This window comes from Streptococcus sp. k-90 (assembly GCF_013277565.1).
In the GTDB taxonomy this organism is placed as follows: Bacteria; Bacillota; Bacilli; order Lactobacillales; family Streptococcaceae; genus Streptococcus.
Genome location: NZ_VMNE01000017.1, coordinates 1 through 20,036, shown reverse-complemented (window position 1 = coordinate 20,036; position 20,036 = coordinate 1). Strand labels below are relative to the sequence as shown.

Sequence of the window (20,036 nt, the reverse complement as noted above, 5' to 3'; positions counted from 1 at the left end):
CTTATTTTCTCAATTTCTCCAAGGTTTCCTTAAAAATCTCTGGGATATCTGCAGTAAATTCCAAAATCTCACCTGTTCGTGGATGAGTAAACCCTAAAGTCTTAGCATGAAGAAATTGTCCATGTCCCTTAAGTGTCTTGCGTGGACCATAGACCTCATCACCAGCGACTGGATGGCCAATATAAGCCATGTGGACACGGATTTGATGGGTACGGCCTGTCTCCAGCTGCAACTCTACTAAACTATAATCGCCAAAGCGTTCCAAGACATAGAAACGGGTCACTGCAGGCTTCCCTTTGGCAGTCACAGCCTGTTTCTTACGGTCTTTTTCACTCCGGCCAATCGGTGCTTCAATGACACCACGATCATTTGGTAGATTTCCATGAACAATCGCCCAATATTTGCGGAGAGACTTTTTATCCTTGAGTTCTTGGGCAAGTGCTAGATGCGCCTCATCATTTTTAGCAATCATGAGAAGACCTGACGTATCCTTGTCAATGCGGTGAACAATTCCCGGACGCAGAACCCCATTGATACCCGACAAATCCTTAATATGGTACATAAGGGCATTTACCAGGGTTCCACTGGTATGACCAGCACTCGGATGCACAACCATTCCCTGAGGCTTGTTAACAACAGCCACATCCTCATCTTGGTAGATGATTTCTAGCGGAAGATTCTCAGCTACATACTCTAAAACCTCTGGTTCTGGCACATGGTAAGTGACGACATCGCCCTCTTGAACTGTGTATTTAGCTTTCTTGACTTGGCCATTGACCAAGACCTGGCCTGTTTTGATTTGTTCATTCGCGAGACTACGTGATAATTCTGTCAAATCTGACAAAGCCTTATCTAAACGCAGGCCACCAGTTTCAATTTTAATTTCCATTTATTTCCTCTTTTAGCATTGCAATCAATAAAATAATCACTCCAACAGTCAGATAGCTATCTGCAACATTGAAAATTGCAAAATTAATAAAGTCAAGGTGGAACATATCCACAACAAAGCCCTGACTCACCCTGTCAATAAAGTTTCCAAGACCTCCAGCGATGATTAAGGTTAAGCCAATCACCATCCAGATTGAGTCTTCCATGTGTTTGTGCAAATACCAAATGGCACCTACCACGACAACCAGAGTAATAACAGCGAATAGCAACTGCTGGTCTTGTAAGATAGAAAAGGCTGCCCCTCGATTTTGCAGGTAGGTCAAGCTAACGAAATTGGGAATCCAAGAACGCACTTCACCCAGTGGAATTTGCTGGATGATATAGGATTTTACCAACTGATCCAACCCAATCAAAAGCAGTACAATGACTGCCACTATTCCTCTTTTTTTCATGATTTCCTCTTCTGATCAAAATATTCTTGCATGACTTCTACAAAGAGAGTCCCAGCTTGACTAAGCTCCACTTCTTCACGTTTAACATAGACCATGCGATTATCTAGATTATCCTTGAGACGAATAACTGTGATGCCATTGACGCTATCACTATCTAAAAATCCAGAACCTGTTGCATAAGCATCCGTCCGCTCCAAAATACCATTCAAGGTAGCACGGTCTGTCACATTAAACATCTGTGAGCTCGCACTGGTATCAACAAAGTTCTCTGAATAATAAAGGTACTCGTCTTTTTCTTGAGTGAAACGAACCGTTGGTAGATCAGCTAAATTCTCCATGACCAATTCCTCTTTCTGAGCCAAAGGATGCCCCTCGCGGAGATAAATATGGGTATAAAAAGGAATTAATTCAATGACCTCCAGACCTAACTTTTCAACCCGTTGCATGATCCCTTTTTTATTTTGATTGTTGAGGTAGATAATCCCAATCTCACTGTGCCCCTGAGCTACTTCATCAAGTATTTGAACTGTAGTTGATTCAAAAATACGGAAATTTTTGTAATCAGGATAGCGCTCTGAAAAGGCTGTAATGGTTGGTGGCAAGAAGTCATAGTGCTGACTGGCAATGGAAAATTCATCTTTTTCTTCTTCAGGATTGGAATACTGATTTTGAAAAATATCAAATCCTTTAACCAATTCTTGCGCTTTTTCATAGAATTCCATACCACGACGAGTCAAGAAAGTCCCTGAGCTAGTCCGACGGAAAATCTTAAAGCCCAACTCTTTTTCCAAATCACGAACAGAAATAGACAGACTCGGCTGACTAACATACATCTTTTCAGCAGCTTCACGGAAAGTACCACTATTGGCAATAGCCACAACATAGCGTAATTGTTGAATGTTCATCTTCTACCCCCAACTTCTTTATCTTTTCATTATACCATATTTTAGAAGTTTTCCAAAAAGGAAAAAAGTCAGGAACTTTTCAAGTCTCAATGAATACTCTAACATCCCAAGACAAAAATTAGAATGATATCCTTTCCCAGTCCTCATTTTAGTTCAAACAAATAAAAACAGCAAATCTTATTGATTTACCGTTTATAATATGATGCAAATCCAATTTCACATTAATTTATGATAAAAGCTCTCTGAACTTTCTTCTAGCTCTATGAATCAACTAGAAAAAACTCTTCAATCCTATCCGCTATATCTGAACTCACCTCCCAAATACCCACATATGACTGTTCAATATACTGTTTTTCTTTCATAGCATATAGATAGGTCACACTATCATTTTCTTCATTCTGATGAGTGAATTTGATAATGATGTAATCTTTATCATTTGTCGGTTGATCATTGAAACTCTCAAAAATTGTAGATTTGGACTGTTTCTGTATCTCCTCAATCAATTTTGAAATTTCTTCTCTCTTGTTTATAGTTTTAACATCTTCAGAAAGTTTTTTCTGCAGAGAAATAACAGAAATCGTTTCAGGTTCAGGAAGAATCAATTTTTTCTTACTGAAACAAGCAGATAGAACAAGAAAAGAGATTGAACAGACTACTATGTGATAAGCTTTTTCACACAGGTTCACATCCTTTCCATATTCCTACTTCCTTACTCAGATACAATTATAATATCAAATCTTAGCAATTTTTACAATATCTTATTCCCTTATAAAATTCATTACTGTAAAAGGGGCAAATTCCACTATTTTATGATTGTATCTAAAAGATAAAGTAGCCGATAAATTCGCTTCTTACATAGGATTTTAGAATATGGGTACCAAAACAAAAAAACAGGCTCTCCGAAAACTCGGAAAGCCTTAGTTTATGCTACTTCTAGCTTCCTCGCCTTTACATTTCAAGGCTCGGGATAAAAAGGTTCACTGGACCTTTTTATTTAGCGATTGGGTAAACAGAAACTTGTTTTTTATCGCGTCCTTTACGTTCAAAGCGTACTACGCCTTCAACTTTAGCGAACAAAGTATCGTCTCCACCACGACCAACGTTTACACCTGGGTAGATGTGTGTACCACGTTGACGGTAAAGGATTGATCCACCTGTTACAGTTTGTCCGTCAGCTGCTTTAGCTCCAAGACGTTTTGCTTGTGAATCACGTCCGTTTGATGTAGAACCTCCACCTTTTTTGTGGGCGAAAAGTTGCAAGTTGTTAAGAGTCATTTTTAACATAATGTTTTCCTCCGTGTTAGTTTTCTGTGATAACTCTGGTTTGGACGAACTCAGAAGAGTTCTCCGATAAGTTTGCCATACCTAAGAAAAATGATTCAAAGAATAACTGGGTCATCTCTCTCTGGTGTGAAGGAAGATCTTTTGGAATTTCAACCATCAGATAGCCACCTTCAGCTTCGTTTAATTCTAGGATTGGTTCATAGCCTGCAAATTTTTCAATGGAATTGATAAAGTTAATGGCAAGCGTAGAAACCGATGCACACACGACATCTAAGCCGTATTCGCCACTCTCGGCGTGTCCAGTAATTTCCGCACTCCTCAGCTCGCCATCTTCGGCTCTCTCAAAGACTGCCTGTATCATGTGTTCTCCTTAAAATTAAGCGTTAATTGCGTTGATGACAACTTTTGTATATGGTTGACGGTGACCTTGTTTACGGTGGCTACCTTTTTTAGGTTTGTACTTGTAAGTAACAACTTTCTTTTGTTTTCCTTGTTTTTCAACAGTTCCAACTACAGTAGCTCCAGCAACAAGTGGAGTTCCGACAACAGTGTTTTCACCACCAACAAGAACAACTTCGTTAAAAGTAACTTCTTGACCAGCTTCAACGTTCAATTTTTCAACGTAAACTGCTTGACCAACTTCAACTTTAACTTGTTTTCCGCCAGTTTTGATAATTGCGTATGTGCTCATTATGCACCTCCTATGATTTTTATGGGTTTCCCCGAATTTTTTGTGAAGACTCGCCTAGCATCGTGGGACGAACCACTTAAACTTGAATAATCAAGCGACGATGTTCGTGCGGTTGCACAGGAACGTGCATAGTCAACTCTTCAAGTATAGCATATCTCCTATTTTCTTACAAGTAATAACACCTAAAATGAAGCTTTTTCTTTTACTTTTTTCCGCCACGAGGCAGAAAGCATACTGAGGTAAAAAATGCTCATCATAATAGGAATACCAAGAATAGTCTTTTCATTATAGAAAATCGTCAAATAGGCTGAAAAGACAACGCCAAGTACAAAACTACTAAGCAGGCTTACAAAGATAATCCCTTCACGTAAAAATGGTGTGTGCTTGGTCCTAAAATAATCCCCAAAAGCCAACATGGTCCGTTTGATGTTCCCCGTCATAAAAGCATTATTGTAGGCAATCCCCGATACTTCACCAAAGGCAGTTGTCACCAAGCCCATACAAAAGGCTAAGGGCGGTACTAGATAGATATTATCTACAGTTTGCGGCACAAAACCAATAATGATTGATAAGATTGCCAAAGGAATCAGTGATAGAATTGGCTTTTTCACAATTCTCAATTTTTCCTTATAAACAGTTAATAAAAAGACCCCCATCATAAAAGCTAGCAAGGTGAGAACCTTGTCCCTAACATCTGAAACATTATTTTGGATTAATTCTACTGAAAGAAAGACTACATTCCCAGTTTGCCCAGCTACAAGAGTATTCCCTCGCACAATAAAAGTATAGGCATCTACATAACCTGCACAAAAAGTCAAAAAAAGCGCTAGCCTCTTAGACTGACGTGATATTTTTCTTATAGGTAATAATCTCATTTTCCCTCCCATTTCATTTACTCATCTCATTATTGTACCACTTTCTTTGGAAAAGTCCTAGTAGCTTATTTGAAATTTTTCATCCTCTGTTGGATAGTACCGTCTATCTATGTTATAATGAAAGAAGGATTTGAAATCGGAAAAGGAGTATTTATGCTAAAATTAGGTGTCATCGGAACAGGCGCTATCAGCCATCACTTCATAGAGGCAGCCCATACCAGTGGAGAATACCAGTTGGCCGCAGTCTATTCTAGAAATCTAGAAACTGCAGCAACCTTTGCTTCTCGCTATCAAGATATCCAGCTCTTTGAACAATTAGAAGACTTAGTCAAGAGCTCCTTTGATGTGGTCTATATTGCTAGTCCAAACTCCTTGCATTTTGCTCAGGCAAAAACTGCATTATCTGCAGGTAAACACGTCATTCTTGAAAAGCCAGCTGTCACTCAGCCACAAGAATGGCTGGATTTGATTCAAATAGCTAAGAAAAATCACTGTTTTATCTTCGAAGCAGCTCGTAATTACCATGAGAAAACTTTTACTACTATCAAAAACTTTTTAGCAGACAAACAAATTTTGGGAGCAGATTTCAACTATGCCAAGTATTCTTCCAAAATGCCAGATTTGTTAGCTGGACTGACACCAAATGTTTTTTCAGATCGTTTTGCTGGCGGTGCTCTCATGGATTTAGGAATTTATCCTCTCTACGCTGCCGTTCGTCTCTTTGGAAAAGCTGAGAACGCCACCTATCAGGCTCAACAGCTTGACAATAGCATTGACCTAAATGGAGATGGCATCCTCTTCTACCCTGATTTTCAAGTCCATATCAAGGCTGGTAAAAACATCACTTCCAATCTCCCTTGCGAGATTTATACGACAGATGGTACCTTGACACTCAACACAATTGAGCATGTTCGCTCGGCTATTTTTACCGACCATCAAGGAAATCAAATCCAACTCCCTATCCAACAGGCTCCTCATACGATGACTGAGGAAGTCGCTGCATTTGCACACATGATCCAGCAACCAGATTTGAATCTCTACCAAACTTGGCTGGAAGATGCAAGTTCAGTTCATGAGCTACTATATACCATGCGCCAGAGTGCTGGCATTAGATTTGAGGCAGAAAAATGAAAAACAAACTACCGACTGAATGGCAAGAACTGAGTGACCAACTCGGTTTCCAAGAATTTACTCCCATTCAAACCCAACTATTTGAGCCCCTTCTTGCTGGAGAAAACCTCCTAGGGGTGAGCCCAACAGGAACTGGTAAGACCCTAGCTTACCTTCTACCAAGTCTTCTCAGACTACAAAAGAAAAAAGCCCAACAACTCTTGATTCTAGCGCCTAATACAGAACTTGCTGGACAGATTTTTGATGTATGTAAAACGTGGGCTGAAGCCATCGGCTTAACTGCCCAACTCTTCTTATCGGGTTCGAGTCAGAAACGCCAGATTGAACGCCTAAAAAAAGGACCAGAAATTCTGATTGGAACCCCTGGTCGTATCTTTGAACTAATTAAATTGAAAAAAATCAAGATGATGAATGTGGAAACCATCATTCTAGATGAATTTGACCAATTGCTCGATGATTCTCAGATACACTTTGTGGAGAAAATCACTCACTACGCACCGCGTGACCACCAATTCGTCTACATGAGTGCGACGACCAAGTTTGACCAAGAAAAGATTGCGCCTAACACACGTACCATTGATCTTTCTGACCAAAAATTGGACAACATCCAACATTTCTATATGCAGGTAGATCAACGTCACCGAGTGGATATGCTACGAAAACTAGCTCATGTGGAGGATTTCCGCGGTCTGGTCTTCTTTAACAGCCTATCAGACCTTGGAAGTGCAGAAGAAAAATTACAGTATCGGGATATCTTGGCTGTTTCTCTAGCTAGTGATGTCAATGTCAAATTTAGAAAAATCATCTTAGAAAAGTTTAAAGATAACCAACTAACCCTACTCCTTGCAACAGACCTTTTGGCTCGTGGAATTGATATCGATAGCCTAGAATGCGTCGTAAACTTTGATGTCCCAAGAGACATTGAGACCTACACTCACCGTGCTGGCCGTACAGGTCGCATGGGTAAAGAAGGCTATGTTATCACTCTCGTCACTCATCCAGAAGAACTTAAAAAACTCAAGAAGTTTGCAAGCATACGTGAAATTGTCTTGAAAAACCAAGAACTCTATATCAAATAATCCCCATTGCTCTATGCACATCAGGTGCATAGAGCTTTTTTCTGTAAGCAATTCTTCAATAATTTTAGTTCAATATTCGAAAAAAAGAACCTTGCAAAGCAAGATTCTTTTAGTGTCTGACTTAAATAATTGTTCTTCTGGGAACTAAATCGAATTAAGCTTCGATTTCTGTAACCATACCTGAACCAACAGTACGTCCACCCTCACGGATAGAGAATGTAGTACCTTGTTCTACGGCGATTGGGTGGATCAACTCAACGTCGATTGTCACGTTATCACCTGGCATTACCATTTCAGTACCTGCTGGAAGTTCGATTGAACCTGTAACGTCAGTAGTACGGAAGTAGAATTGTGGACGGTAGTTGTTGAAGAATGGAGTGTGACGTCCACCTTCTTCTTTAGTAAGGATGTAAACTTCACCTTTGAATTTAGTGTGTGGGTTGATTGAACCTGGTTTAGCAATAACTTGTCCACGTTCGATTTCGTCACGTTGAACACCACGAAGAAGGATACCTACGTTGTCTCCTGCAAGACCTTCGTCAAGTTGTTTACGGAACATTTCAACACCAGTAACAACAGCTTTCTTAGTTTCTTCTTTGATACCAACGATTTCGATTTCGTCGTTAACACGAACAGTACCACGGTCGATACGTCCTGAAGCAACTGTACCACGTCCAGTGATTGAGAATACGTCCTCGACTGGAAGAAGCAATGGTTTGTCAGTATCGCGTTCTGGTTCTGGAATGTACTCATCAACAGTGTTCATCAATTCCATGATGATGTCTTCGTATTTAGAGTCACCTTCAAGAGCTTTAAGAGCTGAACCTTGGATAACTGGAAGATCGTCACCTGGGAAGTCATATTCTGACAAGAGGTCACGGATTTCCATTTCAACCAATTCAAGCAATTCTTCGTCGTCAACCAAGTCAATCTTGTTCATGAAGACGATAAGGTGTTTAACACCAACCTGACGTGAAAGAAGGATGTGCTCACGAGTTTGTGGCATTGGTCCGTCAGTTGAAGCTACTACAAGGATAGCTCCGTCCATTTGAGCGGCACCAGTGATCATGTTTTTAACGTAGTCCGCGTGTCCTGGAGCGTCGATGTGAGCGTAGTGACGTTTTTCAGTTTCGTACTCAACGTGCGCAGTGTTGATAGTGATACCGCGTTCGCGTTCTTCTGGAGCAGCATCGATAGACGCATAGTCTTTAGGTTGGTTAACTGATGAAGGCAAGCGACGTGCCAAAACAGTTGTGATAGCTGCAGTTAGGGTAGTTTTACCGTGGTCAACGTGTCCGATAGTACCAATGTTAACGTGTGGTTTACTACGATCGTATTTTTCTTTTGCCATTTGAGTAAAAGCCTCCAATAAAATATATTTTATAGATAGACAGTAGGCAATACAGTCTAACTTTCCTTACTATTTTATCAAATTTCAGCTAAATTGCAAGTGTTTTACAAAGTTTTTGTGAATTATTCTTAATCGGCTAATATAATCAGCACTTCTACTCCTATCACTATAAAAAGAAAAATCAGGGGGCTCCTGACTTTTACTTAGCTAATTCTATTTCTCGTTCTTTCATTATTTTATGATTTTCATACAAACGAGATAAGAACTTAGAAATTTCTTTTAAAATAGAATAGGTTGGTACTGCGACAATCATACCAATGACACCATAGATATTACTTGATAACAAAAGCAATACTAAAATCGTAATTGGATGAACCTTCATCACCCCACCTACGATTCGAGGGTAAAGGATGTTCCCATCCACTTGTTGAATGATCAGCATGTAAACAACTGCAATCAGCATTCTATGAGGATCAGTAAAGACATTTGCGACAATCATTGGAATCAAACCGATACTTGGTCCTACATAAGGAATGAGATTGGCCAATCCCGAAAAGATGGCAAAAACTAAAGCATATTTTAAACCGATAACGCTATATCCGATAAAGGCCAAACAGCCGATAATAAGCGCATCAATTGCGACTCCACTAATGTATCGAGCAATTGTCGCATTCAAATTTTTTAGCAGACCTGCAATATGCAACTTATCTCTCTTTAAAACAGTGCGCTCAAGCATCGGTAAAAATTTGTGACCATCTAACAAAAAATAAACCAAAAATACAGGGGTCATAATAATAATCAAAACGGTACTAAAGAGAGCTGATAGGACACTTCCGACACTATTGGTAACACTATTTAGGATATTTTGTAAAATATCTACATAGGATAGGTTTAACTGCTGAATAGTCGCTTGAATATCTAAATTTTGAAAGGCTGGATAAGTAGATAAATCCACAATCAAATCTTGTAAACGACTGTAGATAGTCTGGCTAGTCGCAATCAAGCTGGTCAACTGATTGACCAAAATCGGTAAGAGATAGACTACCCCAATAACTAACCCCCAAACCAAGGCACACAAGGTTAGTAGAATACCAATAATACGATTAATTTTGAAATACTTTTGTAAAAAAATTACAATAGGATTGGTCAAATAATATAAAAAACCACCTAGAAGAAAAGGAATCATGATGGTGTTTGCGACGCTTACAAAAGGTGTAATAATCGCTCCCATCTCTCTCCATAAATAGAAGATGATTGTTAATAGTAAAATCTCACTGGTCCAAAAAAATAATTTATTCTTACGAAACATGAGGTACCTCCATTCATCTATTTTACCATACTTTCAAAAAAGCTTCTTTCTTCTATCATGAAACTGGGAATATTTTTTTCTTTATGTTAGAATAAACTTACTATGAAAAAAATCATTTTAACTCTACTAAGCCTATCCCTTATTGGCTCAGCATCTACTGTTGCTGCTCAAGATTTTAATGTTGCTGCAAAACATGTCATTGCTGTTGAGGCCAATACGGGGAAAATTCTCTATGAAAAAGATGCAACGCAACCTGTCGAAATTGCTTCTATAACAAAACTACTTACCGTTTACCTGGTCTATGAAGCACTCGAAAATGGAAGTATCACACTATCCACCCCAGTAGATATTTCTGACTATCCTTATCAATTGACGACAAATTCTGAAGCCAGTAATGTTCCTATGGAGGCCCGTAATTATACCGTCGAAGAGTTGCTTGAAGCAACCCTGGTGTCTAGTGCCAACAGTGCCGCTATTGCCCTAGCTGAGAAAATTGCTGGCTCAGAGAAAGACTTCGTTGATATGATGCGGGCCAAACTCTTGGAATGGGGAATCAAAGATGCCACCGTTGTCAATACAACTGGTCTGAACAACGAGACTCTAGGAGATAACATTTACCCAGGGTCTAATAAAGATGATGAAAATAAGCTCAGCGCTTATGATGTTGCTATCGTTGCTCGTAACCTCATCAAAAAATACCCACAAGTCTTGGAAATCACCAAAAAACCTTCATCTACTTTTGCTGGGATGACAATCACTTCGACCAACTATATGTTAGAAGGCATGCCTGCTTACCGTGGTGGTTTTGATGGACTGAAAACAGGAACAACAGACAAAGCTGGAGAGTCTTTTGTTGGTACTACTGTCGAAAAAGGAATGAGGGTTATCACAGTTGTTTTGAATGCAGATCATCAATCCAATAATCCTTACGCTCGTTTCACAGCTACATCTTCACTAATGGATTATATCTCTTCTACATTCACACTTCGTAAAATAGTGCAAAAAGGAGATGCCTATCAAGATAGCAAAGCCCCTGTACAAGATGGAAAAGAAGATACGGTCACTGCAGTGGCCCCAGAGGATATCTATCTAATTGAACGTGTCGGGAATCAATCTTCCCAATCTATTCAATTCACACCTAATTCTAAAGCAATCCCAGCACCACTTGAAGCTGGAACAGTGGTTGGTCATCTGACTTACGAAGACAATGACTTGATTGGTCAAGGTTACATTACCACAGAACGTTCTAGTTTCGAAATGGTAGCAGAAAAGAAAGTTGAAAAAGCCTTCTTCTTAAAAGTTTGGTGGAACCAGTTTATCCGATTTATCAACGAGAAATTATAAAACATACTGAGCAGAAGCTTGCTCCAAAATAGAGACCGAGTAGCAAAAAGGCTTTAAAGTCAAAAACGCATAGTATCAGGCATTAAAAAACTTGATATTATGCGTTTTATTGTGGTAATATTTACTTCGTTTTCTCCTAAATATTGAATTTTATTCCAGTCTTTTTTGAGATATTTTATTCATTACTTTAGGAAGACAATTACTAATTTCCGTTGGCAAGACCACATAATGTTCTTGAGCTAATTCTTGGGCTATGGCTGAATGAAGATGGGTTGCTGCTGCCACACGCTCGTAGAGACTGGCTTGTTTAAACTGGCCTGCAAATCCTGCAATCATCCCAGCCAGAGTATCGCCCATTCCCCCAGTCGCCTGATAGGGACCGCCAACCTGTAACTGGTAATAATCTGATTGGCCAGCTTGCCAAATACGAGTAGCTGGACCTTTCTCTACCAAAATTGTTCCTTGAGGGAAAGAAGTCAGGGCACTAGCTGTTGTAGCTTCGTTTTGCTTTTCAATCGTAATTCCAGACAGTTTTTCCCACTCCTTTTGGTGGGGAGTTAGGATAAGCTGACTGGAAGGAAATGACAATCTTGTTCTGGCAAGAATAGCCAAAGCACCTCCGTCTACAATCAAAATCTGATTCTGTCTTAAGCTAGTAGAGACCTCTTTGACTAAATCTTCTCCAAAAGCATCGTCTCCTAAACCAGGCCCCAACAAGACAACTTCTGCCTTCTCCAATTGCTCTTTTAACAATTGCTGGTCTTGAAGAGAAAAGGCCATAGCCTCAGGTAAATGACTGTGTAAAGCTGTGATATTTTTCCTATCTGTTCCAACAGTCACCAATCCTGCACCGCTTTTAACAGCTGCCAAAGCAGCCATGATGATAGCACCACCGTAAGGATAAGTTCCACCTAACAGAAGCAAGCGACCATAGTCTCCTTTATGACTTGTACGAGAACGTTCAATAATGACTTTTTCTAATAAGTCTTGATCAATCACTTTCATCGTTTTTTCCTCAACTATCCTTTATCTGATTGTTTTAAAACAACTTGATAGACTTTCTTAGTCCACTCTTCTAAGTCTTCTCCAACATAGTCAAGATAATGCACCCTATCTTGTATTTTAGTTGGAATAATATTTTCAAATTGGCTCTTATTATGAGTTGGAATAATACAAATATACAACTCACTAAATAAATTCAACATGTCCTTAATTTTTGCAACATGGTAGCCATCAAAAATATAACCAGTAAGTTTAATCAAATCTGTATAGATAAAATGAAAACTCACTCCAGGAATAAACTTATCTTGTAATTCTTTCTCTGAAGGAGCTCGACCTAATAAACGCTCCATCGCTAATCGATAACCAGAACTTGTATTTGACCACCCTAACATGATATAGTCAAAATAATCTATCGGATCCGATGCAGCATTTCGACTATCCAAAACCAACTCCTCAGCATCTCGCCCAAAGGCTTTCACAGCAGATAAGAGATGACCTGTTTTAAAGATAGAAATCGCTGCATCTATAGTCGTAGTATGACTACAGTAGTCTGAAGTCACTAATCTCTTATGTAGATCATAAGTCGAGGCTACTATTTTATCTGTAGGGGTAAATGGTGGCAGAAAGGGATGCTGAAAGATGTAATCTGAAATCTCTTTTTTTAAACAAGAATCAGCACACTCAATACTTGTTTGACGTTTATGAAGTTTTTCGTAAGCTATAAATTTAGCAATTTTTTCTAATTCCCATTCTTGAATATTTGGATAATCAATTAATGATAAGTAGTATATTCCATCCCATTGTAAACTATATTCCCCATTATAAATTTTTAAAATCATCTAATCACCTCACTCCATTATACAACAAAAAGGAGGCGCAGGCCTCCTTTGGTAATCTTACTTTTAAAATTTCCTATCCAATGTCCGAAGTGCTGCTTGATAGGTTTGCTCCATCAGCATGGTAATAGTCATAGGACCGACACCTCCAGGTACTGGCGTGATGTGGCTAGCAAGTGGTGCAACTGCCTCATAATCCACATCCCCACAAAGTTTGCCATTTTCATCTCGGTTCATCCCGACATCAATGACAACCGCACCAGGTTTGACAAAGTCAGCAGTCACAAACTTGGCACGACCGATTGCAACAACCAGAATATCTGCTTTAGCAGCCACCTTGGCCAGATTATGAGTCCGTGAGTGAGACAAGGTTACTGTTGCATTTTTAGCCAAAAGAAGCTGTGCCATAGGTTTTCCAACAATATTGGAACGACCGATGACGACCGCATTTTTACCTTCCAAGTCAATCCCATATTCATGAAACATTTCCATAATTCCTGCAGGTGTCGAAGGAATCATGACTGGATGACCAGACCAAAGGCGTCCCATATTTAGAGGATGGAAACCATCCACATCCTTTTCTGGGTCAATAGCCAATAGAACCGCCTCTTCATCTATATGTTTTGGTAATGGCAACTGGACCAATATCCCATGCCAAGCTGAATCTTGATTGTATTTGGCAATCAAGTCTAACAATTCCTCTTGAGTAATGGTATCTGGAACTCGCACAACTTCACTACGGAATCCAGCCGCAAGGGCTGACCTCTCCTTGTTACGAACGTAGACTTGGCTGGCAGGGTTGTCCCCAACCAAAATCACTACCAAACCAGGTACTAGCCCCGTTTCTTCCTTTAATCTTGCAGTCTTTTCAGCCAGCTGTCCTTGTAACTTAGCTGCTAGAGCCTTCCCATCAATAATCTGTGTCATATCACTTCTCTTTTCTTTCAAATATCTTTCATTATACCAAAAACTGCTAGTCCCCTCTAACACTTCTTTCCTAGGCTATCCTATAGTTTCAAACTATAAGAAAAAGCTCTGGTCGAGCTTTTCACTAATCTTGTCTTGAAATTTTAAAATAGATTATAAAACCTTACTCAAGAAATCTTTAGTCCGTTGTTCTTGGGTTTGTTCAAAAATCTGTTCAGGTGTTCCATCTTCAACAACTACACCGTCTGCCATAAAGATGACACGGTCTGCCACCTCACGAGCAAATCCCATTTCATGTGTTACGATAACCATGGTCATTCCTGATTTGGCAAGGTCTTGCATAACAGCCAGTACCTCTCCTACCATTTCAGGGTCCAAGGCTGAGGTTGGCTCGTCAAAGAGCAAAACATCTGGTTCCATAGCCAACCCACGCGCAATAGCAATCCGTTGTTGCTGCCCACCAGACAAACTCTGTGGGTAAGCATCTGCCTTATCTGGCAAACCAACTTTTTCCAACAGCTCTTGGGCTCTCTTCTCAGCAACTGCCTTGCTTTCACCTTTGGTCTTGATAGGTGACAAGGTAATATTTTCCATCACAGTCATATTAGGAAAGAGATTAAATTGTTGGAAAACCATGCCCATCTTCTCACGCATGGCAAACAGGTCATTCTTCTTGTCCGTAATATCGACTCCCTCAAAGATAACCTTCCCTTTGGTTGCTTCTTCCAACAAATTCATAGAGCGAAGCAAGGTAGATTTCCCGCTCCCTGAAGGACCGATGATAACGACAACTTCTCCTCTTTTAATCTCGAGGTTGATGCCCTTCAATACTTCATTATTTCCAAAGGATTTATATAAATTTTCGATTTTTATCAAGGTTTCTGTCATTATTTCTTATCTCCTTGTCCCATACGTTTTTCAAAAGCTTTCAAGGCTACGGTCAAAATAGAAGTCATAATCAAGTAGTAAAAGGCTGCAAATAAAAGTGGAGTCAGAGGTAGATAGGTTGTTGTAGAAACTGTTGTAGCACCATTCCACAACTCCATGACCCCAATAGCTGATAAAAGGGAGCTATCCTTGATAATGGTGATAAATTCGTTCCCCAATGCTGGCAAGATATTTTTGATTGCTTGTGGCAAAATCACATAACGCATGGCATTTTTAGGACGAATCCCTAGCGAATAAGCCGCCTCTAGCTGACCTTTTGGAACCGCATTGATTCCGGCACGAACAGTCTCAGAAACATAAGCACCACTGTTCATAGAGATAATCAAAATCCCTGGAATCAAGCGAGAAAGATCGACACCCAAAATCCCAACCTGAATAGTCGGAGCATTGATATGCATAAGGGCAAAGGCAATCATAATCTGAACCATCATCGGTGTCCCACGGAAAATCCAAACGTACAAGTTGGCCAGCCAGACAAGCGGTTTAAACTTTGAACGTTGCCCAAAAGCCAAGACAACACCCAAAATAGTTCCCAAAAAGACAACACAGATAGAAATGAGAACCGTCACAACAGCCCCATAGTTAAAATAAGGTAAATACTTAGGTAAAAAAGAAAAATTCATAGTCACACTGCTTTCTAAAATAGAATACTGTATGATTATAACATGTATTGAATTAAAATTCAAACTTTTTATCCAATTTATTCAAAAAAAACTTTAAGCTGGTAGAATTAGCGAGAAATCTTAGTTTTTTCTAGGCAAGTTGGCCTCCTTTATGGTAAAATAGTAACGATAAGAAATGAAGGAGAATCAAAATGGAATCACATTTGGTTAGAATCATCAACCGCCTTGAAGCAATGGCAAAAGACGGCGGAAATTTAAAACGTAATTTTGAACGCGAAGGAGTTGTTGTTGCAGAAGTTGCATACAGCCACGACGAAGAAAACGGATCAATCTTTACCCTTCGTGATGTAGAAGCTCGCGAAACTTATACGTTTGACAGCATTGACTTGATCGCAATGGAGATTTACGAACTCCTCTACTAATCTAAAACAAGCTGGGATTGTCCCTGCATGTCTAACCAAAATCCTTTTTGTCTCACAAATAGGATTTTTTTATAGTCCAAATTCACAAAGATTTTCATTGTAATAACTTCTCAAAGCTGCAATCTTTTTACTTGCTTTACAGTCCAATCCTGTTATAATGAGAGTATAAAATTTTGACTATTTTTGACCTTTAAACAGGTCAAGCTAACGAAAGAAACGAGGTAGATGTATGCTTTGTCAAAACTGTAAAATCAACGACTCAACAATTCATCTTTACACCAATCTCAATGGAAAACAAAAACAAATTGACCTCTGTCAAAACTGCTATAAGATTATCAAGACAGATCCTAATAATAGCCTCTTTAAAGGTATGACGGATCTGAACAATCGTGACTTTGATCCATTTGGTGATTTCTTCAATGACCTAAACAATTTTAGACCTTCTAACAACACTCCTCCGACTCCCCCAACTCAATCAGGTGGAGGTTACGGTGGAAATGGCGGTTATGGTTCCCAAAATCGTGGGCCTGCCCAAACTCCGCCACCAAGCCAAGAAAAAAGCCTGCTGGAAGAATTTGGTATTAATGTAACTGAAATTGCCCGTCGTGGTGATATCGACCCTGTTATTGGACGCGACGATGAGATTACCCGTGTCATCGAGATTCTCAATCGCAGAACCAAGAATAATCCCGTTCTTATCGGTGAACCTGGTGTCGGAAAAACGGCCGTTGTCGAAGGTCTAGCTCAAAAAATCGTTGATGGCGATGTTCCACATAAACTCCAAGGTAAACAAGTTATCCGTCTGGATGTGGTTAGCCTGGTTCAAGGAACAGGTATCCGAGGGCAATTTGAAGAACGCATGCAAAAGCTCATGGAAGAAATTCGCAAACGTGAGGATATTATCCTCTTTATCGATGAAATCCATGAAATTGTCGGTGCAGGTTCTGCAGGCGATGGCAATATGGATGCTGGAAATATCCTCAAACCAGCCCTTGCCCGTGGTGAACTGCAACTTGTCGGCGCTACTACCCTCAATGAATACCGTATCATTGAAAAGGATGCTGCCCTAGAGCGTCGTATGCAGCCTGTCAAAGTTGATGAACCAACGGTTGAGGAAACGATTATTATCCTCAAAGGAATTCAAAAGAAATACGAAGACTACCACCACGTTCAATATACCGATGCTGCAATTGAAGCAGCTGCAACTCTTTCCAATCGCTACATCCAAGACCGCTTCTTGCCTGACAAGGCCATTGACCTCCTAGATGAAGCGGGTTCTAAGATGAACTTGACCTTGAATTTTGTAGACCCTAAAGTAATTGATCAACGCTTGATTGAAGCTGAAAATCTCAAATCTCAAGCTACACGAGAAGAAGATTTTGAGAAGGCTGCCTACTTCCGCGACCAGATTGCCAAGTATAAGGAAATGCAAAAGAAAAAGGTTACGGACCAGGATACTCCTATCATCAGTGAGAAAACCATTGAGCACATTATCGAGCAGAAAACCAACATCCCTGTTGGTGATTTAAAAGAGAAAGAACAATCTCAACTCATCCATCTAGCCGAAGACCTCAAGTCTCATGTTATTGGACAAGATGATGCTGTCGATAAGATTGCCAAGGCTATTCGCCGGAATCGTGTCGGTCTCGGTACGCCAAACCGTCCAATTGGAAGCTTCCTCTTTGTCGGACCAACTGGTGTCGGTAAAACAGAACTTTCCAAACAACTGGCAATCGAACTCTTTGGTTCTGCTGATAGCATGATTCGCTTTGATATGAGTGAATACATGGAAAAACACAGCGTGGCTAAATTAGTTGGTGCTCCTCCAGGTTATGTTGGCTATGATGAGGCTGGGCAATTAACTGAAAAAGTTCGTCGCAATCCATATTCTCTTATCCTTCTCGATGAAGTGGAAAAAGCTCACCCAGATGTTATGCATATGTTCCTCCAGGTCTTGGACGATGGTCGTTTGACAGATGGGCAAGGACGTACAGTTAGCTTCAAGGACGCCATCATCATCATGACTTCAAATGCAGGTACAGGTAAGGCAGAAGCCAGCGTTGGATTTGGGGCTGCTAGAGAAGGACGTACCAACTCTGTTCTCGGTGAACTCGGCAACTTCTTTAGTCCAGAGTTTATGAACCGTTTTGATGGTATTATCGAATTTAAGGCTCTCAGCAAAGATAATCTCCTTCAGATTGTCGAACTCATGCTAGCAGATGTTAACAAACGCCTCTCTAGCAACAACATTCATTTAGATGTAACTGACAAGGTCAAGGAAAAGTTAGTTGACCTCGGCTATGATCCAAAAATGGGGGCACGCCCACTTCGTCGTACTATTCAAGACTATATTGAGGACGCAATCACTGATTACTACCTTGAAAATCCAAGCGAAAAAGACCTCAAGGCAGTTATGACCAGCAAGGGCAAGATTCAAATCAAATCTGCCAAAAAAGCTGAAGTAAAAACTTCTGAAAAAGAAAAATAAATTCTATAAAAAAGGAGTAGAAAATGAAATGTTTCTGCTTCTTTTTTACTAAAATAACTGTAATTTCTTGACAGCTCGACCTTTGTCCATTATGATAATAATAACGATACTAGATAATGAGGAAAATGCAATGGCAAACCCAACTTTCGGAGAAAAAAAAGCAAATACAGACTATGTTTCACGTTACGGTGTATATGCGGTTATTCCAGACGCTGAACAAAAACAAATTGTTCTTGTTCAAGCACCCAATGGTGCTTGGTTCTTACCAGGTGGCGAAATTGAAGCAGGTGAAAATCATCAAGAAGCCCTAAAACGTGAGTTGATTGAAGAACTTGGCTTTACTGCTGAAATTGGTAGCTATTACGGACAAGCTGACGAATATTTCTACTCTCGTCACCGTGATACCTACTACTACAATCCTGCCTACCTCTATGAAGCGACTTCTTTCAAGAAAGTTCAAAAACCACTAGAAGATTTTAATCATATTGCCTGGTTCCCTATCGACGAGGCTATTGAAAATCTTAAACGTGGTAGCCATAAATGGGCCATCCAATCTTGGAAAAAACAGCATAAGATTGACTAAACCAAGCTACTTTATTCAAAAAATGCTATAATAGAATTAGAAAATCGGAGGAAATATTATGAAGCTTATCAATACGACAAACTCACACTCGCAACTTGTAAAAAGCCAGCTAGAAAGTACTGATGCAACCCTTGTTGAGGTTTATTCTGCAGGGAATACCGATGTTATTTTTACCCAAGCTCCGCTTCACTATGAAATCCTCATCTCAAACAAACACCGCGCTATTCGCGAGTCTGAAATTGAAGCCATTCAAGACTTTTTCTTGAGACGTAAAATTAATAAGGACTCTATTGATGAAGCCAATATCAAGACACTCTACTCAGAGAAATTAATTGGAATTTCGATTCCAACCAAATAAAAAATTGGAGAGATTAAAAAGCTTTTTGAACCTTGTGAAACAAAATTAGGTTTATTGGCTCTTTATCAACTGTAGTGGGTTGAAGAAAAGCTAAGCTCGAGAAAGGACGAAATTTGTCCTTTCTTTTTTGATGTTCAGAGCGATAAAAATCCGTTTTTTGAAGTTTTCAAAGTTCCGAAAACCAAAGGCATTGCGCTTGATAAGTTTGATAAGATTATTGGTTGCTTCCAGTTTGGCGTTTGAATAGGTGAATTGAAGGGCGTTGATGATTTTCTCTTTGTCCTTTAGAAAGGTTTTAAAGACAGTCTGAAAAAGAGGATGAACCTGCTTTAGATTGTCCTCAATGAGTCCGAAAAATTTCTCTGGTTCCTTATTCTGAAAGTGAAAAATCAAGAGCTGATAGAGATTATAGTGGCATTTCAAATCTTCTGAATAGGTCAAAATCTTGTCTAGAATCTCTTTATTGGTTAAGTGCATGCGAAAAGTAGGGCGATAAAAACGCTTATCACTAAGTTTACGACTATCCTGTTGAATGAGTTT

23 protein-coding genes and 1 other annotated feature are annotated in these 20,036 nt (G+C 39.6%); of the genes, 7 read left to right on the top strand and 16 right to left on the bottom strand.

Features of this window, described 5'->3' with window-relative positions; genetic code table 11:
* Nucleotide 1: 1 nt before the first annotated feature.
* The 8 genes from HT734_RS05850 to HT734_RS05815 all read right to left on the bottom strand — a co-directional run bounded on the left by HT734_RS05850 (nucleotide 2) and on the right by HT734_RS05815 (nucleotide 5,095).
* The gene (locus tag HT734_RS05850) at nucleotides 2-889 is read right to left on the bottom strand and encodes an RluA family pseudouridine synthase (protein WP_061758983.1); all 888 of its coding nucleotides are present in this window, start codon (nucleotides 887-889) and stop codon (nucleotides 2-4) included.
* Nucleotides 879-1,340, bottom strand: coding sequence for a signal peptidase II (lspA, locus tag HT734_RS05845; RefSeq protein WP_061758982.1), 462 nt, complete (start codon nucleotides 1,338-1,340; stop codon nucleotides 879-881). Before lspA ends, HT734_RS05850 begins: the two co-directional genes overlap by 11 nt.
* Nucleotides 1,337-2,245, bottom strand: a complete 909-nt coding sequence (locus HT734_RS05840) for a LysR family transcriptional regulator (RefSeq protein ID WP_061758981.1) — start codon at nucleotides 2,243-2,245, stop codon at nucleotides 1,337-1,339. Before HT734_RS05840 ends, lspA begins: the two co-directional genes overlap by 4 nt.
* A 260-nt stretch (nucleotides 2,246-2,505) precedes the next feature.
* A complete protein-coding gene (locus HT734_RS05835; RefSeq protein ID WP_240151630.1) occupies nucleotides 2,506-2,847 on the bottom strand; it encodes a DUF5301 domain-containing protein in 342 nt (113 codons plus the stop codon).
* A gap of 388 nt (nucleotides 2,848-3,235) precedes the next feature.
* Complete coding sequence (gene rpmA / locus HT734_RS05830; protein WP_000916509.1) at nucleotides 3,236-3,529, bottom strand: 50S ribosomal protein L27; 294 nt, start codon at nucleotides 3,527-3,529, stop codon at nucleotides 3,236-3,238.
* Between the two features lie 16 nt (nucleotides 3,530-3,545).
* Entirely contained in the window at nucleotides 3,546-3,890 is a 345-nt protein-coding gene (locus HT734_RS05825; RefSeq protein WP_033680068.1) for a ribosomal-processing cysteine protease Prp, read from the bottom strand.
* A gap of 15 nt (nucleotides 3,891-3,905) precedes the next feature.
* Nucleotides 3,906-4,220, bottom strand: coding sequence for a 50S ribosomal protein L21 (rplU, locus tag HT734_RS05820; protein WP_000109141.1), 315 nt, complete (start codon nucleotides 4,218-4,220; stop codon nucleotides 3,906-3,908).
* Nucleotides 4,221-4,256: 36 nt separating this feature from the next.
* Nucleotides 4,257-4,344 (bottom strand) — a sequence feature (ribosomal protein L21 leader region).
* A gap of 58 nt (nucleotides 4,345-4,402) precedes the next feature.
* Nucleotides 4,403-5,095, bottom strand: a complete 693-nt coding sequence (locus tag HT734_RS05815; protein WP_240151627.1) for a YoaK family protein — start codon at nucleotides 5,093-5,095, stop codon at nucleotides 4,403-4,405.
* 153 nt (nucleotides 5,096-5,248) lie between these two features.
* Here HT734_RS05815 and HT734_RS05810 point away from each other — a divergent pair, with 153 nt between their 5' ends.
* Complete coding sequence (locus HT734_RS05810; protein WP_173278307.1) at nucleotides 5,249-6,226, top strand: Gfo/Idh/MocA family oxidoreductase; 978 nt, start codon at nucleotides 5,249-5,251, stop codon at nucleotides 6,224-6,226.
* A complete protein-coding gene (locus HT734_RS05805; RefSeq protein WP_173278309.1) occupies nucleotides 6,223-7,305 on the top strand; it encodes a DEAD/DEAH box helicase in 1,083 nt (360 codons plus the stop codon). Before HT734_RS05810 ends, HT734_RS05805 begins: the two co-directional genes overlap by 4 nt.
* Nucleotides 7,306-7,459: 154 nt before the next feature.
* Here the strand turns inward: HT734_RS05805 and tuf are convergent, their stop codons facing one another.
* Nucleotides 7,460-8,656: an elongation factor Tu gene (gene tuf / locus HT734_RS05800; RefSeq protein WP_075567734.1), complete on the bottom strand. Its 1,197-nt coding sequence runs from the start codon at nucleotides 8,654-8,656 to the stop codon at nucleotides 7,460-7,462.
* A gap of 199 nt (nucleotides 8,657-8,855) precedes the next feature.
* The gene (locus HT734_RS05795) at nucleotides 8,856-9,965 is read right to left on the bottom strand and encodes an AI-2E family transporter (protein ID WP_173278311.1); all 1,110 of its coding nucleotides are present in this window, start codon (nucleotides 9,963-9,965) and stop codon (nucleotides 8,856-8,858) included.
* A 102-nt stretch (nucleotides 9,966-10,067) separates the two neighbouring features.
* Here HT734_RS05795 and pbp3 point away from each other — a divergent pair, with 102 nt between their 5' ends.
* On the top strand, nucleotides 10,068-11,309 hold the full coding sequence (pbp3, locus tag HT734_RS05790; RefSeq protein WP_173278313.1) for a D-alanyl-D-alanine carboxypeptidase PBP3: 1,242 nt from the start codon (nucleotides 10,068-10,070) through the stop codon (nucleotides 11,307-11,309).
* Nucleotides 11,310-11,459: 150 nt separating this feature from the next.
* On the opposite strand, the gene HT734_RS05785 is transcribed toward pbp3, so the two are convergent.
* From HT734_RS05785 to HT734_RS05765, 5 genes are all read right to left on the bottom strand, one after another.
* Nucleotides 11,460-12,314: an NAD(P)H-hydrate dehydratase gene (locus tag HT734_RS05785; RefSeq protein WP_173278315.1), complete on the bottom strand. Its 855-nt coding sequence runs from the start codon at nucleotides 12,312-12,314 to the stop codon at nucleotides 11,460-11,462.
* A gap of 14 nt (nucleotides 12,315-12,328) precedes the next feature.
* Nucleotides 12,329-13,150, bottom strand: coding sequence for a phosphate ABC transporter ATPase (locus tag HT734_RS05780; RefSeq protein ID WP_173278317.1), 822 nt, complete (start codon nucleotides 13,148-13,150; stop codon nucleotides 12,329-12,331).
* A gap of 63 nt (nucleotides 13,151-13,213) precedes the next feature.
* Entirely contained in the window at nucleotides 13,214-14,074 is an 861-nt protein-coding gene (locus tag HT734_RS05775; protein WP_173278318.1) for a bifunctional methylenetetrahydrofolate dehydrogenase/methenyltetrahydrofolate cyclohydrolase, read from the bottom strand.
* Nucleotides 14,075-14,227: 153 nt separating this feature from the next.
* On the bottom strand, nucleotides 14,228-14,962 hold the full coding sequence (locus HT734_RS05770; protein ID WP_173278320.1) for an amino acid ABC transporter ATP-binding protein: 735 nt from the start codon (nucleotides 14,960-14,962) through the stop codon (nucleotides 14,228-14,230).
* Nucleotides 14,962-15,645 (bottom strand): amino acid ABC transporter permease, encoded by a 684-nt coding sequence (locus HT734_RS05765; RefSeq protein ID WP_001011642.1) that lies wholly within the window; start codon nucleotides 15,643-15,645, stop codon nucleotides 14,962-14,964. The genes HT734_RS05770 and HT734_RS05765 overlap by 1 nt, the downstream gene beginning before the upstream one ends.
* A 191-nt stretch (nucleotides 15,646-15,836) precedes the next feature.
* On the opposite strand from HT734_RS05765, the gene HT734_RS05760 reads away from it, so the two are divergent.
* From HT734_RS05760 to HT734_RS05745, 4 genes are all read left to right on the top strand, one after another.
* Nucleotides 15,837-16,067, top strand: a complete 231-nt coding sequence (locus HT734_RS05760; RefSeq protein WP_000443570.1) for a DUF1797 family protein — start codon at nucleotides 15,837-15,839, stop codon at nucleotides 16,065-16,067.
* Between the two features lie 229 nt (nucleotides 16,068-16,296).
* The gene (locus HT734_RS05755; RefSeq protein WP_061758973.1) at nucleotides 16,297-18,555 is read left to right on the top strand and encodes an ATP-dependent Clp protease ATP-binding subunit; all 2,259 of its coding nucleotides are present in this window, start codon (nucleotides 16,297-16,299) and stop codon (nucleotides 18,553-18,555) included.
* Nucleotides 18,556-18,685: 130 nt separating this feature from the next.
* Nucleotides 18,686-19,138: an NUDIX hydrolase gene (locus HT734_RS05750; protein ID WP_061758972.1), complete on the top strand. Its 453-nt coding sequence runs from the start codon at nucleotides 18,686-18,688 to the stop codon at nucleotides 19,136-19,138.
* Nucleotides 19,139-19,196: 58 nt separating this feature from the next.
* A complete protein-coding gene (locus HT734_RS05745; RefSeq protein WP_033680056.1) occupies nucleotides 19,197-19,496 on the top strand; it encodes a DUF1827 family protein in 300 nt (99 codons plus the stop codon).
* Between the two features lie 90 nt (nucleotides 19,497-19,586).
* Here the strand turns inward: HT734_RS05745 and HT734_RS05740 are convergent.
* A partial coding sequence (locus HT734_RS05740; RefSeq protein WP_173278322.1) for a transposase occupies nucleotides 19,587-20,036 on the bottom strand: 450 nt, incomplete at its 5' end.

Excerpts from the sequence above, each read along its gene's own strand:
- HT734_RS05775 (WP_173278318.1), bottom strand. The coding sequence starts at position 14,074 with ATGACACAGATTATTGATGGGAAGGCTCTAGCAGCTAAGTTACAAGGA.
- tuf (WP_075567734.1), bottom strand. The coding sequence starts at position 8,656 with ATGGCAAAAGAAAAATACGATCGTAGTAAACCACACGTTAACATTGGT.
- HT734_RS05760 (WP_000443570.1), top strand. The coding sequence starts at position 15,837 with ATGGAATCACATTTGGTTAGAATCATCAACCGCCTTGAAGCAATGGCA.
- lspA (WP_061758982.1), bottom strand. The coding sequence starts at position 1,340 with ATGAAAAAAAGAGGAATAGTGGCAGTCATTGTACTGCTTTTGATTGGG.
- rplU (WP_000109141.1), bottom strand. The coding sequence starts at position 4,220 with ATGAGCACATACGCAATTATCAAAACTGGCGGAAAACAAGTTAAAGTT.
- HT734_RS05840 (WP_061758981.1), bottom strand. The coding sequence starts at position 2,245 with ATGAACATTCAACAATTACGCTATGTTGTGGCTATTGCCAATAGTGGT.
- HT734_RS05745 (WP_033680056.1), top strand. The coding sequence starts at position 19,197 with ATGAAGCTTATCAATACGACAAACTCACACTCGCAACTTGTAAAAAGC.
- HT734_RS05825 (WP_033680068.1), bottom strand. The coding sequence starts at position 3,890 with ATGATACAGGCAGTCTTTGAGAGAGCCGAAGATGGCGAGCTGAGGAGT.
- HT734_RS05805 (WP_173278309.1), top strand. The coding sequence starts at position 6,223 with ATGAAAAACAAACTACCGACTGAATGGCAAGAACTGAGTGACCAACTC.
- rpmA (WP_000916509.1), bottom strand. The coding sequence starts at position 3,529 with ATGTTAAAAATGACTCTTAACAACTTGCAACTTTTCGCCCACAAAAAA.
- HT734_RS05815 (WP_240151627.1), bottom strand. The coding sequence starts at position 5,095 with ATGAGATTATTACCTATAAGAAAAATATCACGTCAGTCTAAGAGGCTA.
- HT734_RS05795 (WP_173278311.1), bottom strand. The coding sequence starts at position 9,965 with ATGTTTCGTAAGAATAAATTATTTTTTTGGACCAGTGAGATTTTACTA.
- HT734_RS05750 (WP_061758972.1), top strand. The coding sequence starts at position 18,686 with ATGGCAAACCCAACTTTCGGAGAAAAAAAAGCAAATACAGACTATGTT.
- HT734_RS05785 (WP_173278315.1), bottom strand. The coding sequence starts at position 12,314 with ATGAAAGTGATTGATCAAGACTTATTAGAAAAAGTCATTATTGAACGT.
- HT734_RS05810 (WP_173278307.1), top strand. The coding sequence starts at position 5,249 with ATGCTAAAATTAGGTGTCATCGGAACAGGCGCTATCAGCCATCACTTC.
- HT734_RS05765 (WP_001011642.1), bottom strand. The coding sequence starts at position 15,645 with ATGAATTTTTCTTTTTTACCTAAGTATTTACCTTATTTTAACTATGGG.
- HT734_RS05780 (WP_173278317.1), bottom strand. The coding sequence starts at position 13,150 with ATGATTTTAAAAATTTATAATGGGGAATATAGTTTACAATGGGATGGA.
- HT734_RS05770 (WP_173278320.1), bottom strand. The coding sequence starts at position 14,962 with ATGACAGAAACCTTGATAAAAATCGAAAATTTATATAAATCCTTTGGA.
- pbp3 (WP_173278313.1), top strand. The coding sequence starts at position 10,068 with ATGAAAAAAATCATTTTAACTCTACTAAGCCTATCCCTTATTGGCTCA.
- HT734_RS05755 (WP_061758973.1), top strand. The coding sequence starts at position 16,297 with ATGCTTTGTCAAAACTGTAAAATCAACGACTCAACAATTCATCTTTAC.
- HT734_RS05850 (WP_061758983.1), bottom strand. The coding sequence starts at position 889 with ATGGAAATTAAAATTGAAACTGGTGGCCTGCGTTTAGATAAGGCTTTG.